Genomic DNA, 14,179 nt, shown 5'->3' with positions numbered 1-14,179 from the left:
GCATTGACTGGACGCATGACGTATCGCGAACCAGCTCGCGCCGCAGACCGCCGCACGCGATCACCGGCGTCCTTTTCCGCCCCGACTGCCGTTCCCACGGGAATCACCGTCTACGGATGCGGGCCCGACGAGGCCGCATTGTTCCGGGACGCGGCCGCCTCCTACGGTGTCCTGCCGACCGTCACCGAGGCGCCGGCATCCGAAGCGAATATCGACCTGGCCCGGGGAAACCGATGCGTCAGCATCGGCCACAAATCCCGGATCTCCAACTCCACGCTGCTCGCCCTTCGTCGGGCCGGCGTCACGTACGTCTCCACCAGAAGCATCGGCTACGACCACGTCGACGTCGCGTACGCGGAAAGCATCGGAATTTCCGTGGAGAACGTCGTCTATTCGCCCGGCAGCGTGGCCGACTACACGCTCATGCTGATGCTCATGGCGGTACGCCAGATGAAATCCGTCATCCGCCGCGCGGACATCCACGACTATCGGCTGCCCGACGTGCAGGGCAGGGAACTGCGCGACCTGACCGTCGGGGTGATCGGGACCGGGCGCATCGGCTCCGCGGTCATCGACCGGCTGCGAGGTTTCGGCTGCCGAATCCTGGCCTATGACGCACGCCCCGAGACGGCCGCCGAATACGTTTCCCTCGATGAATTGCTGCGGCTCGGCGACATCGTGACACTCCATACGCCGCTCGACGAGGACACCTACCATCTCCTCGACCGCAAGCGCATCGAACGGATGAAATACGGCGCCTTCGTCATCAATACCGGACGCGGCGCACTGCTCGACACCGCGGCGCTCCTGCCCGCCCTGCAAAGTGGCAGATTGGGCGGTGCCGCGCTGGACGTCCTCGAAGGCGAAGAGGGGGTCTTCTATGCCGATCACAGCGATAAACCCCCGCAGAGCAAACTGCTGCTCAAGTTGCAGGAACTCCCGAATGTAGTGATCAGTCCCCACACCGCGTACTACACGGACCGCGTCCTGCGTGACACCGTCGAAAACTCCATGGCCAATTGCCGGAAATACGAAAGCGGGAATCTGCATGACTAGGCTGAGGGTCGGAATCTTCTTCGGCGGCCGCTCCGAGGAGCACTTCGTCTCCGTCAAATCCGCGCGGGAGGTCGCCGCAAATCTCGACACCGAAAAGTACGAGCCGTTTTACGTCGGGATCACGGAGACCGGCGCCTGGCTGCTGTGCGACGGCCCGGGCCCGGACTGGGAGAACAGCAGCGCCCGTCCGGCCGTGCTGTCACCGGACAGCGGCGTGCGCGGCCTGCTCGTCCTGGACCGGGGACGCTACGAAACCATCGGTCTGGACGTCGTGCTGCCCGTCCTGCACGGCAGGCTGGGCGAGGACGGCGCGATCCAAGGCCTGGCGGAACTCTCCGGCATCCCCTACGCGGGCTGCGACGTGCAGAGTTCCGCCGTGTGCATGGACAAGTCCCTCGCGTACACCGTCGCCCGGAGCGCCCGAATCGCCACTCCGGAATTCCGGATCGTCGCGGCGGACGAGACCGTCGATCCCGCCCGGCTCAGCTATCCCGTCTTCGTGAAACCGGCCCGCTCGGGGTCCTCCTTCGGCGTCAGCAAGGTGTCCCAGGGGGCGGAGCTGCACGCGGCGATCGAGGCCGCGAGGCGATACGACGCGAAAGTGCTGGTCGAACAGGCCGTCGTGGGCAGCGAGGTCGGATGCGCCGTCCTGGGCGACGATATCGACGTGATCGTCGGCGAGGTGGACCACATTGCGCTGTCCCACGGATTCTTCCGCATTCACCAGGAGGACGAGCCGGAAACCGGTTCCGAGAACTCGACACCCATCGTCCCCGCCGACATCCCGGCGGCGGCGCGTTCCCGCGTCCAGGAGACCGCGAAGGCCGTCTACCGCGCGCTGGGTTGCCGAGGGCTGGCACGGGTGGACATGTTCCTCACAGACGACGGAACAGTGATCCTCAACGAGGTCAATACGATGCCCGGGCTGACGTCGTACAGCCGCTATCCGCGCATGATGGCGGCCGCCGGGCTGCCCCTCGCCGACGTCCTCGACCGTGTGCTGTCGCTGGCCGTGACGGGGAAGATGCGATGAACGACGACTTCGTCTTCGTGGACGAGTTCGTGCCCGGCATACGCTGGGACGCGAAGTACGCCACCTGGGACAACTTCACCGGCAAGCCGGTGGACGGCTACCTCGCCAATCGCATCGTCGGTACACGGGCGCTGTGCACGGCTCTGGAGCGAGCACGGGAAAAAGCCGGGACCATGGGCTTCGGCCTCCTTCTCTGGGACGGCTATCGCCCGCAACGCGCCGTCGACTGCTTCGTGCGCTGGTCCCGGCAGCCGGAGGACGGCCGGACGAAGCCTCGGCATTATCCGAACATCGACAGGGCGGAGATGTTCGACCAGGGATACGTGGCCGCCAAGTCGGGCCACAGCCGAGGCGCCACCGTCGACCTGACGCTCTTTCACCTCGATACCGGCGAACTCGCCTCCATGGGCGGTGATCACGACCTCATGGACGTGATCTCCCACCACGGAGCCCCGGGGACCACACCGGTCGAAGCCAGGAACCGCCGAATCCTCGCCACCATCATGGCCGCCTGCGGCTTCAGCTCCTACGACTGCGAGTGGTGGCACTACACACTCAAGGACGAACCGTACCCGGACACGTACTTCGATTTCCCCGTCGGCCGGCTTCCGGCCCGCACGCCGACGTCGACAACGGACTGAGCCACGATCAATCCAATGCCGGGGGGAGACGGCTCTGGGTAGAGGAAGTCCGCAACGGCAGTATGCGGAGTCCGCAACGGGAGTAATTCGATTCATGAGGCGAGGGTGGGGTAGACGGCGCCGAACCCGTCAGACAAAGGGAGTTCAGGACCGTCGGCACGTCCAGCCGGAGACTGCACCGAGCCGGAGTGGCACTTCTTCGCGGTGGTGGTGGTGCGTTGGCCCGCCGCTGCGGTGATCTGCCGGGCCGGGGAACCACGCGACCGGTCAGGGCGCGATACGCGCGCCAGGTGGCGTAAATGCGGGTATTTCATTTGAATGGCGACATATGATCCGACCCGCGGTTGACTCTGCATGCTCTGGGAAGGTGGGAGGGCCGCCCGGCCCGGACGGTATGGATCTTGCGTTCTTGCAGCCCCTGTACGACACCGACGCCCCGGTGGTGTCGGTGCATCTGGACACCACGCGTTCGGCGCATGACGCCGACAAGCAGATCGAATTGCGGTGGCGATCGGCACGCAGGTCACTGGCCGAGCAGGGGGCGGACGAGGAAGACCTGCGTTTGCTGGACGGTGTGGTGGGAGGGGTCGCCGAGGTGCCGGGTCCCCAGGGGGAGGCGTTGTTCGCCTCGGCGGGAAGACTCCTGGGTGCCTTTACCTTGGCCGAGCCGCCTGCGGCCGACAGCGCGCGAGTGCTGCCGGTCGCCGATCCGCTTGGCCTGGCCATTGACAGGGACCACCAACTGCCGCACGTCGTCGTGGCCGTGGACCGCGAGGGGGCCGACGTCGCGGCCTATCCCGCCGCGGCTCATGAGCCTTCCTTCCAGCGCTCCTTCCACGGCAGCACGCTGCACATCACCCGGGTCAAGGCGGGGGCCGAGGCGCAGGCGTCCTTCCATCGGCGGTCGGTCAACCTGTGGACGGAGAACACCGAGCAGGTGGCCCAGGACGTGCGCGCCGCGGCGGAGCACGTGGAGGCTGCCGTGGTGCTGGTCGCCGGCGACCCCAAAGCGGTGGGGCTGTTGCGGGAGCACTTCGCGGCCCGCCCGCCGCTCGGCCGACTCGTCTACATCGGCGGCGGGCGTACGGACACCACCGCGCGCGAGAGCCTGCGGGAGAACGCGGACGCCGCCATCCGGGAGGCGATGACCGTCCGGCACCGCGAAGTCCTGGACACCCTGGACGCGGACCTGGCCGGCGGGCGTGCCCTGCAAGGCATCGCGGCGGTGAAGGAAGCCTTGGCGGAAGGAAGGGTGGGGGTGCTCCTGCTCGCCGCCCGTCAGGCCGACGCCCCCACGCTGTACGCATCCCGCCGCGATCCACGCGCCCTCGGCACGGATCCCGCGGCCTTCGGGGAGGACCCCACGATCTTCAGTGCGCCCGCAGCGCCGTTGCTTCTGCGTTCGGCTGTCCTGGGGGGTGCCGAGTTCACCGAACTCCTGCCCCCTGCAACGGCTACGGAGGGCGTCGCCGCACTACTGCGCTACTAGTGCTGTTTCGTCGGGCGGCAAACGGCAGGTCGTGCTCGGCGTGGTGCCGTGGTGCCGTGGTGCCGTAGTGCCGTGGTGACCGGGAGCCGGGAACTGTCGTTGTCAGAGGGCGTGGAAGCCGGTACCCGTCATGGGTTCGTAATGGGTGGAGGTGTCCGGGGGCGCGGCGACCTTCCTACAGTGGCGTTGTGCCGTTCGTGCGGGGCGGTTCGAGTGGGGGAGACCTTGTCCGTCGGCGCCGAATCATCGCACGCCCATGCATGACCGACGATGCGTCCGCGACATAGGATCATGAACCGTTCCCAAACGGCGGCTCCGCCGTAGCCCGCGGGCGCCGGAAGGCGTCCGCTGCACCGCACGCACAACCCCGGAGACTGTCGCCATGCACGCGCACCACGAGGCAAACGCGGTCCGCACCCTTGACGGTCGATACCACGCCACGCTGACCATGCACCGGGCCGGACGCCGTGAGTGCTACCGCGCCACCGAGATCGCCCACGAGCTCGGCTACCGCATCACCAACGCCTTCGCCACCCGGTCCAGCGTCTACCTCGACTTCACCGCGGATGAAAGCCCGGTCGCGCAAGCCCGCGCCGCCGCCACCTCCGCCCGCCTCGACGCGGGACTGCCCGTACCGACGGCCCTGCCCGGCCGCGCGGGCGGGCCCACGTCCTACGACGCGGCGCGCGCCCGCTTCCTCACCAGCGGGCGGACTCCCGCTTGGCGCAGCGTCAAGCGCGCGGTCTGCGTCGCGGCTTCGGCGCTGGCGGTCGCCGCCGGCGGTTTCCTGATCACCGACCACTGTCCCGCATGCCGTGTGGCCGCGGCCGCGGCAACCGCCATTGTGGTCGCCGCCGTGTGGACCACCGTCGCCCTGGTCCACGCCTTTCACCTGCACCGCAAACGCCTTGAGGTGATCGAGACCTATGACCGCGCCGCCGAGGAGACAGCCCGCGCCCGAACGACGCCCCTCCGCTCCGCGCCGCCCACCGGGCCGCCGGCAATGCCGCCGCGAGCGGCCGCGTAGCCGCCGAGGCCGCCGACGACGGTGAGAGTGAGCAGCAACAACCGCAGCGCGGACGGCAGATGCGTGATGAGCTCCGCCTCGCGCGGGTCCGGTCGCCGCGCGGCTGACGGGACGCGAGGACGTCCGTATCTCTGCCGGAAACCGGCAATGTGCACCGGGCTGCCGGTCGACCACGATGTGAATCGCCGCCGCGGGTACGCCACGTCGCGCCCCGCGACGAAGCACGGGATGCACGGCGCGTCGATGGTCTGGAGGTGCACGGTGACCGACAAGTTCCCCGGGTTCACGGTGGTTCGGAGTGGTTACGCCCGCGGTGAGGTGGACCGGTTCCTGCTGGGTGAGGACGGCGGCCCGTGCGGTGCGCCGCCGGCGTTCGCGGTTGTTGCGCGTGGCTACGACCGGGACGAGGTCGAGTCCTTCATCGCGGCGCTGCGGGTACGTGTCGCCGACCCCGCAACCGCGTCGAGCCCGGCTTCACAGCAGAACCCCGCACGCAACTTGCCGTCGCGGACACGTGCACCCGGGCGGTGCACGGCAGTTCACGCGGCGCGACGCCGGTGGGGGCTGACGCGCAAGCGCCGGCACTGATGTGCGGCGCACGGTCGTGCCGGTCGCCCTTCGAGCCGTGACGGTGAGGCAGACAGAAGGGTGCGCAGGTGAGCTGACGCGCGCTGCGGCTCCACGCCGAACGCGTCCGGCCGGAGTTGCGTGGGCCGGTCCAACAGGTGTGCGCCGATGACCGCGGTGGGCAGGACGCAGCGGTGCAGGGGCTCGGCCGCATCGTGGCCGGTGGCGTTCCTGACGCGCTCCAGCCGGTACGTGAGTGTGACGACGCTCAACCGAAGCCGCCGAGCGCTCTCCGCGGCCACGCATCCTGTACCGAAGTACACCCACGGCGTCCCCACCAAAGGCCCGGCGCCGCCGCGCGCGTCGCGCAGCGGGCCTGCTCGACGCCGACAACTGCGGCAAGCCGAGGTCCGTCGTCCCGTAACACCGATCGAGCTCGTCGCGGTCGCCGCGGTCGCCGCTGCGTCCGGCCACGGGATGCGACGCTCGCGGCCCGGGACGGGAAGTCCGCGCCCGGGCGAACTTGGCGTTGGTGCTCAGGGGCGCAGGCCGATGCGGTCCAGGAGGACCGTGCCGGTGTTGCAGAGTTGGACGCCGGTGATTTTGCCGGTGTAGACGGCACCTTGAACCGATTCGGAGTAGACCCAGATCGGCAGGTCGGTGGCGAGGACGTGTTGCAGGCGGGCGTAGGCGGCTTTGCGCGCGGCGTGGTCGGTGGTCGCGCGGGCCGCGTCGAGGGCTTCGTCGGCTTCGGGGTTGCTCCAGCCGGTGATGTTCTGCGGGCTTGCGGAGTGGAAGGCGTTGAACATGCGGGGCTCGGGGTCGACGGCCCAGTCCTGGAAGGTGGTGGCCTGGAACTCGCGATTGATCTGGGTGCGCGTGACGAACGCGCCGATCTCCAGGGGTTCGACGCGCATCGCCACGTTGCGGAACAAGCGCAGGCGGCTGGCGAGGTATTCGGCGGTCTTGACGGCGCCGGGGTTCTGGGGGACGAGGTAGGAGAAGTCGACGGGCCTGCCGACCGCGGCCAGTTCGTCGAAAAGCCGCTGGGCCTCCGCCTTGTCCGGGGCGGGTTGGGTCGCGGTGGGGTCGAAGAACGGGGACTTCTGGTTGAAGGCACCCTTCGCGGGTGTCGTGTCGTCGCCGAGGGTTTTGGGCAGGTCGGCGGCGTCGAGGGCGAGGGCGATCGCTCGGCGGGCGCGCGGGTCGTCGAACGGAGCGCGGGTGAGGTTGAACGTGATGTTTCTGCCGACGTTCGCGTCGACGGTGGCGGCGTTCAACTGGGTGCGGCCTCGTTCGAGAAGGCGTTCGCTGGAGGTGATGGTGATGTCGGCGCTGCCGGCGCGCAGGGTGTTGAACTGCTGCTCGCCGTCGGCCATGACGGTGACGACGAGGCTGTCGAGATGCGGAAGCCCCTTGTTCTTCTGCCAGTAGTCGGGGTTCTTGGTGAACTCCTGCCTGCTGCCGCGTATCCAGGACTTCAACGTGAAGGGGCCCGCGCCGATCGGCTGGGTGCTGTAGGCGCTGGGGCCCTTGTCGAGCGCGGACGGCGCCTCGATGTAGGCGAGTTCGGAGGCGACGGTCCGGTCGAAGGCGGCGTTGGGAGCCGACGGGGTGATTCTCAGCGTCAACGCGTCGGGGATGTCCAGGCGCAGCCCGGTGGCGGCGGCGCGGTGGAGTGAGCGGGTGGCGGGGTCGGCGTGCATCTCCCAGTTGCGCTTGACCGCGGCGGCGTCGAAGACCGTGCCGTCGCTGAACCGCACGCCCGGTCTGATGCGAAGCGTCCAGGTGGCGCCGTTGTCGGCGGTGGCCAGGCTCTCGGCGATGTGCGGGACGGTCTTGCCGGTGGCGGGGTCGAGGTAGACCATCGGGTCGTACAACGCCGCCATCCGCGCGGAATCTCCCGGCGCACCACCGTAGTTGGCGCCGAACGGGTCGAGGGTGACCGAGTCCGCGACGGACAGCATGGTCATGCGTCCGCCCTCGCGCGGCGGACCGGACGCGGCTCCGTTCCCGCCTTCTTGGGTGCCGCCCCCGCAGGCGGTCGCGGTCAGGGCGAGGGCCAGCAGCCCGCCGATGGCGCAGGCACGGCGCCGGTGGCGCGTGGTCGTGGACATACGGATGTCTCCTTCGTACGGATTCGGAGGTGACGGCGCGCCGGACGGGGGCAGGCCGAGCCAGGCCGCGTGCCTTGACGGCGGGCACGCGGCCGTGCAACGGGGCGGTGTGGCGGCACGACTGCCGGGAACGCCATTGCCGACGCCGGGCGGGGGCGCGAAAGGGAATGGCGGTGCGGGGTGCGGAAAGCTGCGGATCAGGCGTCGGTGAGCGCGTGGGAGACGAACCCGTTCGGTCCGTGTGGGAGGTCGCCTGCGAGGGTGATCCGCTGCATCGAGCGGTGTGCGCCCGCGGGAACGTCGCCGGGGACCAGGTGGACGGTTGCGCGGTTGTCCCAGAACGCGATGCTGCCCGGTTCCCAACGGAAGCGGCAGGTGAACTCCGACGCGGCAACGTGTTCGTAGAGCAGGGCGAGCAGGTGGCGGCTCTCGGCGCGGGAGACCTCGACAATATGGCTGGTGAAGCTCGGGTTGACGAACAACGACTTCTCGCCGGTCTCCGGGTGCACGCGGACGACGGGATGCACCGCGCGCAGTCCGTCGCCGAGGAACTTCGCAGCGAAACTGCTGGGGGCGTTGCCGTGCGAGATCGGCAGGGTGTTGTGGTGGACGGCGGTGAGTCCGTCGACGTAGTCCCGCAGGCTCGGGGACAGGCGCTGGTAGGCGTGGGTGAGGCTGGCCCACTGGGTGTCGCCGCCGCGCTCGGGGGTGACCAGCGCGCGCAGGATGGAAGCCATCGGCGGGGCGGGGGTGAAGGTCATGTCGGTGTGCCAGCGGTTCTCGATCCGCAAGGCGTCGGCACCGTCGTTCTCCGTCCGATCGCGGTGCCGGTTGTCGATCAGCCGGATCTCCGGATGGTCGGGAAACGCGGGCGGCAGGGTCGGGTGCGCCGGGGTCGGGTTGCCGAACTGCCTGCCGAACGACACGTGCTGATCCTGCGTCAGGTGTTGGTCGCGGAAGAACACGACCTTCCACTCCAGCAGAGCAGCGCGGATTGCCGCGACCAGCGCCGGGGACAGGGGCCGGGACAGGTCGACGCCGAAGATCTCCGCGCCGACGTGGCCGGACAGCGGGCGGATGTCGAGCGGTGTCGTGTGGGTGCTCATGGTTCCTCGCTCGGGTGGTGGGTGCGGGCCGGCTCCGGGCGGAGCGGCGGCCGCATTAGGTCAGCCCGGGTGGGGCGGGAAGCCGGTGTCGGCGCCGAGGGCGCGATTGGCGGCTCCGAACGCGCCGATCAGGGCGTCGAGTGCCTTCAGTACGTCGGTGTCGTCGCCGAGTGCGCGCACGAGGTGCGCGCGGGCTCGGGCTTCGGATTCGACGGCGGCTTCGGCGACGCGCACGCCTTCGTCGGTGAGGCCTACGAGGGTGCGGCGTTTGTCGCGCGGGTGGCGGGTCCGTTCGACGAGGCCGAGGCCGACGAGGCGGTCGATGGTCTTGCTGGTGCCGGCCGTGGTCTGGTGCAGTGTCCGGCTCAGCTCGGTGGGGGTGAGCTGGTACGGCTCGCCCTGCATGCGCAGGATCGACAGCGCGGCGTACTCGGGATGCCCCAGGCTGTGCGGGCGAAGCGCCAGTTCATGGAACGTCTCCACGTCACGCGACAGATGCATGACGCGCGCCACCAGCGGCAGCGCCCGGGTGTCCAACTCCGGCCACACCCGCGCCCAGTGGACGCGCACGCGGTCGAACTCGTTGCCGCTGTCGGGGAGCAGGCTGCTGTCGTCGGTGGTGGTCCGGGCGGTGTGCGGTGCGTCGTGGCGCGCCATCAGGGGGTGCTCCTGGCGTTGCCGGAGCCCGTCGGGGCTCCAGGGCGGATGGGTCAGCGCATGCTCGCGTAGGTGAACCCGGCCGTCCAACCGCCGTCGACCACCAACTCGGTGCCGGTGATGTACGACGCGGCGTCCGACGCCAGGAACGCGACCGCGCGGGCGACCTCGGCCACGTCCGCGAGCCGGCCCAGCACGATGCCGGGCGGCGCGGTGATCCTGCCGCTCTGTGCGCCGGGGCGCTCCTTGTCGACGTCGAGCGCGCCGGGGCAAACGGCGTTGACCCGGATGCCGCTGCCGCCCAACTCCAGTGCCGACGCCTTGGTCAGGCCGCGGACGGCGAACTTGGCGGCGGTGTACACCGTCATGCCCTCCATCCCCACGAGCCCTTGGACGGACGAGACGTTGACCACCGAACCGCCGCCGGCCCGACGCATCGAGGGGGCGGCCGCCTGGATCCCCAACAACGGACCGCGCACGTTCACCGCGAGCGTCGTGTCGATCGAGTCCGACGTCTCCGATTCCAAGGGGCCCCGCCGGATCACCGCCGCGTTGTTGACCAGCACGGACACCGGACCGAAGCGTTCCTCGGCTTCGGTGACGGCCCGCGCCCAGTCCTCGGCGCGTGACACGTCCAGGTGCATGGCCGCGGCGCGCGGCCCCAGTGCCCGGGCCGTTTCGGCGTTGGCCTCGTCGAGGATGTCGGCGAGGACGACGTCGGCGCCTTCCTCGACCAGTGTGGCGGCGATGCGGGCGCCGAGGTTGCGGGCCGCGCCGGTGACGATGGCGGTCTTTCCCTGGAGGTTCACGAACGTGCCTTTCCGGTGGGCTGGTTGCCGGATACGACGGGAGGTCGGGCGGCGAACTTGAGGCTGTCGGTGTCGGTGTCGGTGTCAGCAACGGCAGCGGCATCGGCAACGGCTGCCGGGCGGCCTGTGGCGAGGACCGTTTCCACGGCGAACAGGGTCTCGGCGGCCCCCAGGTCCATGAACCGGGCACCGTCCGCCGCGCCGCGGGCAGCCTCCTCGGGGTGGCCGACGTAGCGGGCGACCCAGTCCGCGTACGAGCGGAAGTGCAGCCCGGCCACGCCGTCCAACTCCGGCGCGTCCGGGGTCAGCGGCCGCGCCACCATGCTCTGCGTGTAGTTCCAGATGGGCACCGTGAACGAGCACGCGACCTCGGTGTGCGGGCCGGCCCAGTACGCCTCGAATTCCGCCCGCGTCGTCCCCGCCCGGCGCCGGCACAGTGACAACATCCTCATGCCGGGGGAGGGTTCGCCGTCCGGCCAGGTGCGGTCGTAGCGGACCGGCCGGCGCTCGGTCGCCAGATACGCCGCCGCGGTGAGCGGCTCCTTTGCCGTGTCGTCCGCCAGCGCGCGGACGAACGCCTCGGCGCCGGCCACCACGCCGTCCTCGCTGTCCGCGTACAACTCGACCAACGCCGTGAAGGCGCCCGGTTCCGGCGTCGGCGTCGCAACTGGCACGGGGATGTTGAGCGTGCACCCGCACCCCCGGGCGACGGCTTCCGCGGCCCGCCTCACCGACGCCGCCGCCTCGCCGGCGGCCCTTTCGGGTCTGCGCCATACGACGGCGATCGCCTTGAACACCACGGCATTGCCCCTTTTGCTGCTTCTGTCGCTTGCCCTGCTCGGGGATTATTCCTAGCTGGTTAGCAATCAGATGGCAATAGGCTAGCGTCTCGGCATCCGCACGCGACTTACGACGTCAGTTGCTGCCCGTCCACAGCGCGAGAACCGCGATGCCGCCGGGCGCCGGGGCCGGCGCAGGAAGCGAGGTCCGGCCCCACTCGGCACCCTTGGACGGCGGGAGGAGGATGCCGACGGGTCCGACGGGTCCGACGGGTGCGACGGGTGCGACGAGCCCGACGGGTGGCACGGGTGCGACGGCCCGGAGGTCAACGGTCGGCATCCGGCTCACTGCCGATGGCGAACTGCCGGTCTGTGCAGGCAGATCCGGAAGTATCAGCACGATCACGGTCTGCCGGGCCGCAGCGGCTGGCGGGGGTGGCGATCGCCATCCCCCCGGTGCCGCCCGTCGCGGTCACCGGACTGCCCATGTGGTGGCCCGTCGAGTACCAAGCGGCGGTTGCCGGGCTGAGTCGGGTCGTCTGGGTTGTGTTCGACCGCGGGGCCCTTCGCCGGTCTATGCCGAGGAGCCCCTGCCGACCTTTCGTCCGCCGGATGCTCGTGGCGCACCGCCGTCCGAAGCGGCTTGCCGAGCCCCGGAGTCGATGATGTGCTCGGCGAGTTCGCGCGCGGCGGGGGCGGTCTGGCTGTCGGAACGCGTCGCGCCCGCGGCGAGGAGACCGTCGACGACCATGAGCAACTGGTCGGCGGCGAAGCCCGGACGATGGTGCCCAAGGGCGGCCAGTTCGTCCGTGAACAGGCCGTGGACCGTGCGCCGGTAGGCGCGGGTGACTTCGTGGCCGGGGTGGTCGGGGTCTGTCAGGGCGAGGTCGGCGGCCAGATAACGGCAGCCGTGAAAGCCGGGGGCCGACGCGACCTCGCCCAGGCGGTCGACGACCGCGAGGAGCCGGGCGCGGGGATCGTCTCCCGCGGCTGCCATCGTCGCCCGGTACTGCTCCTCGTCCTCGGTGGTGCTGCGGCGCAGTACTTCGGCGATGAGGCCGTCCTTGCCGCCGAAGTGTTCGTACAGCGAACGCCGGGCGACGTTGGCGGTCTTGAGCAGGGCGTCCACGCCGACGCCGACGCCCTGGTCGTACATCAGGTCTTGAGCTGCGCGCAGCAATCGTTCGCGGGGGCCGGGTTTGGCGGCTGCGGCGGTCATGGTGCCGAGTCTGCCACCGCTTGACGTAGTAGATCAACTGGTCTATCTATTTCATCAGGAGACCGAACGGTCTATCTACTCTTGGGGAGGCGTCATGTCCGTACGCGGCACCGCAGAGATCATGGACCGGTTCAACCGCGCGTTCGTCGACCACGAGTCCGTACTCCTGGCCGACCTGATCGCCGAGGACTGCGTCATGGAGACCGTGCAGCCCGCGCCCCACGGCGAACGGGTCGTGGGGCGGGAGGCGTGTACGGCCTGGTGGTCCGCCCTGGCCGAGGATCGCGGCACGCAGTTCACGCCGCGAGAGGTGATCGTGGCGGACGATCGCGCCACGATCGTGTGGGACTACCGCTTCGGTACCGGCGCCGACGACTGGGTGCGCGGCGTCAACGTCATGCGCGTGGAGGACGGCCGCATCGTCGAGGCCCTCGGCTTCAGCAAGACCGCCGGCGGAGTCCCGCCGGTCGCGCAGTCACCTCGCGCCGAAGGCGCCTGAAAACCTCACCGACATCGCTGCCGCCACGCCCGCCCGCACCGGCCTCGATCCGGCACGGGACGCGGGAAATCCTCACCGGCAACTCCTCGGACCCTACGAAGGGCGATCCCCACATGCGTAGTTACCACCTGTCGCACACCGGCGCCGGACTGTCCGGCCTTGGCGTGCGCGAGCACGAACCACCCGTGCCGGGCCGGGGCCAGGTGCTGGTGGCGGTGCGGGCGACGTCCTTGAGCTTCCGCGAACTCATGGTCCTCGACGGCACGTACGTACTCCCGGTCAAGCCGGACGTCGTGCCGGTCTCCGACGGCGCGGGCGAGGTGGTCGCGGTCGGTCCCGGCGCGGATGCGATACGGGTCGGCGACCGCGTCGCGGCCACCCTTTTCCCTTCGTGGCAGGACGGGCCCTTCGCGGCCGAGCACCTCGCGCAGCGCGGGGGCTCGCTGGACGGCATGCTCACGGAACTCGCGGTGCTCGAAGCGGATTCACTCGTCCCGGTGCCCGGGCATCTGTCGTACGAGGAAGCCGCGACGCTGCCCTGCGCGGCCGTCACCGCATGGAACGCATTGACCGGCGACGGCACCGGCGTCCGTCCCGGCGACACCGTCGTCGTGCAAGGCTCCGGCGGAGTCTCGCTCTTCGCCCTCCAGTTCGCCAAGGCGCTGGGGGCGCGTGTGATCGCCACGACGAGCACTCCCGCCAAGGCCGCCCGCCTGCGCGACCTCGGCGCCGACGAAACCGTCGACTACCGCGCCGACCCGGACTGGCCCGGCCGGGTACGCGAACTCACCGGCGGCCGGGGCGCCGACCGCATCGTCGACGTCGCCGGTCTCCTCCCCGAGTCCGTCAGAGCCGTTGCCCTGGCGGGAACCATCGCGTGCGTCGGCTTCCTCGGCGGAGGAACCTCGCCGCTCGACCCCCGCGCACTGTTCGCCTCCGGTGCCACGATCCGCGCAGTCGCGGTCGGCAGCCGCGCCCAGTTCGCCGCGATGAACACGCTGATCGGAGCCCATGGCCTCCGACCGGTCATCGACCGGGTCTTCCCCTTCGAGGAGGTGACCCAGGCCTACGACTACTACGCCGGCGGCGACACGTTCGGCAAGGTCGTGATCACCTGCCCGTGAAGCGCCGGACCGCCAGGGGTGATCCGGCTGCCGCCGCCGTGCGGGGTGCAGCCCCG

Annotated in this window: 14 protein-coding genes; 7 read left to right on the top strand and 7 right to left on the bottom strand. The window is 70.1% G+C overall.

Going from position 1 to position 14,179, the window contains the following annotated elements:
• Window positions 1-15: 15 nt before the first annotated feature.
• The 5 genes from ACRX5S_RS24160 (at window position 16) to ACRX5S_RS24140 (ending at window position 5,246) form a co-directional block, all read left to right on the top strand.
• Window positions 16-1,056 carry a D-isomer specific 2-hydroxyacid dehydrogenase family protein gene (locus ACRX5S_RS24160; protein WP_436775163.1) on the top strand — a complete coding sequence of 347 codons (1,041 nt, stop codon included), beginning with the start codon at window positions 16-18 and terminating at the stop codon, window positions 1,054-1,056.
• Window positions 1,049-2,089 (top strand): D-alanine--(R)-lactate ligase, encoded by a 1,041-nt coding sequence (vanA, locus tag ACRX5S_RS24155; protein WP_436775162.1) that lies wholly within the window; start codon window positions 1,049-1,051, stop codon window positions 2,087-2,089. Before ACRX5S_RS24160 ends, vanA begins: the two co-directional genes overlap by 8 nt.
• Entirely contained in the window at window positions 2,086-2,730 is a 645-nt protein-coding gene (gene vanX / locus ACRX5S_RS24150) for a D-Ala-D-Ala dipeptidase VanX (protein ID WP_436775161.1), read from the top strand. The genes vanA and vanX overlap by 4 nt, the downstream gene beginning before the upstream one ends.
• 409 nt (window positions 2,731-3,139) lie before the next feature.
• Window positions 3,140-4,219: a Vms1/Ankzf1 family peptidyl-tRNA hydrolase gene (locus ACRX5S_RS24145; protein ID WP_436775160.1), complete on the top strand. Its 1,080-nt coding sequence runs from the start codon at window positions 3,140-3,142 to the stop codon at window positions 4,217-4,219.
• Window positions 4,220-4,601: 382 nt separating this feature from the next.
• On the top strand, window positions 4,602-5,246 hold the full coding sequence (locus tag ACRX5S_RS24140; protein WP_436775159.1) for a hypothetical protein: 645 nt from the start codon (window positions 4,602-4,604) through the stop codon (window positions 5,244-5,246).
• 539 nt (window positions 5,247-5,785) lie between these two features.
• On the opposite strand, the gene ACRX5S_RS24135 is transcribed toward ACRX5S_RS24140, so the two are convergent.
• The 7 genes from ACRX5S_RS24135 to ACRX5S_RS24105 form a co-directional block, all read right to left on the bottom strand.
• On the bottom strand, window positions 5,786-6,136 hold the full coding sequence (locus ACRX5S_RS24135) for a helix-turn-helix domain-containing protein (RefSeq protein WP_436775158.1): 351 nt from the start codon (window positions 6,134-6,136) through the stop codon (window positions 5,786-5,788).
• A gap of 213 nt (window positions 6,137-6,349) precedes the next feature.
• Window positions 6,350-7,930, bottom strand: a complete 1,581-nt coding sequence (locus ACRX5S_RS24130) for an ABC transporter substrate-binding protein (protein ID WP_436775157.1) — start codon at window positions 7,928-7,930, stop codon at window positions 6,350-6,352.
• 197 nt (window positions 7,931-8,127) lie between these two features.
• On the bottom strand, window positions 8,128-9,036 hold the full coding sequence (locus ACRX5S_RS24125; protein WP_436775156.1) for a TauD/TfdA dioxygenase family protein: 909 nt from the start codon (window positions 9,034-9,036) through the stop codon (window positions 8,128-8,130).
• Between the two features lie 60 nt (window positions 9,037-9,096).
• Window positions 9,097-9,693, bottom strand: coding sequence for a MarR family winged helix-turn-helix transcriptional regulator (locus ACRX5S_RS24120; protein WP_436775155.1), 597 nt, complete (start codon window positions 9,691-9,693; stop codon window positions 9,097-9,099).
• Window positions 9,694-9,746: 53 nt separating this feature from the next.
• Window positions 9,747-10,502, bottom strand: coding sequence for an SDR family NAD(P)-dependent oxidoreductase (locus ACRX5S_RS24115; protein ID WP_436775154.1), 756 nt, complete (start codon window positions 10,500-10,502; stop codon window positions 9,747-9,749).
• A complete protein-coding gene (locus tag ACRX5S_RS24110) occupies window positions 10,499-11,302 on the bottom strand; it encodes an EthD domain-containing protein (protein WP_436775153.1) in 804 nt (267 codons plus the stop codon). Before ACRX5S_RS24110 ends, ACRX5S_RS24115 begins: the two co-directional genes overlap by 4 nt.
• A gap of 553 nt (window positions 11,303-11,855) precedes the next feature.
• Window positions 11,856-12,500, bottom strand: a complete 645-nt coding sequence (locus ACRX5S_RS24105) for a TetR/AcrR family transcriptional regulator (protein WP_436775152.1) — start codon at window positions 12,498-12,500, stop codon at window positions 11,856-11,858.
• 94 nt (window positions 12,501-12,594) lie between these two features.
• Between ACRX5S_RS24105 and ACRX5S_RS24100 the strand changes: the two genes are divergently transcribed.
• On the top strand, window positions 12,595-12,999 hold the full coding sequence (locus ACRX5S_RS24100) for a nuclear transport factor 2 family protein (RefSeq protein ID WP_436775151.1): 405 nt from the start codon (window positions 12,595-12,597) through the stop codon (window positions 12,997-12,999).
• Between the two features lie 113 nt (window positions 13,000-13,112).
• Window positions 13,113-14,123 carry a zinc-dependent alcohol dehydrogenase family protein gene (locus ACRX5S_RS24095; protein WP_436775150.1) on the top strand — a complete coding sequence of 337 codons (1,011 nt, stop codon included), beginning with the start codon at window positions 13,113-13,115 and terminating at the stop codon, window positions 14,121-14,123.
• Window positions 14,124-14,179 lie beyond the last annotated feature (56 nt).

Source organism: Yinghuangia sp. YIM S09857 (genome assembly GCF_051388915.1).
Classification (GTDB): Bacteria; Actinomycetota; Actinomycetes; order Streptomycetales; family Streptomycetaceae; genus Yinghuangia.
This window is presented reverse-complemented; position numbering and strand designations above follow the sequence as displayed.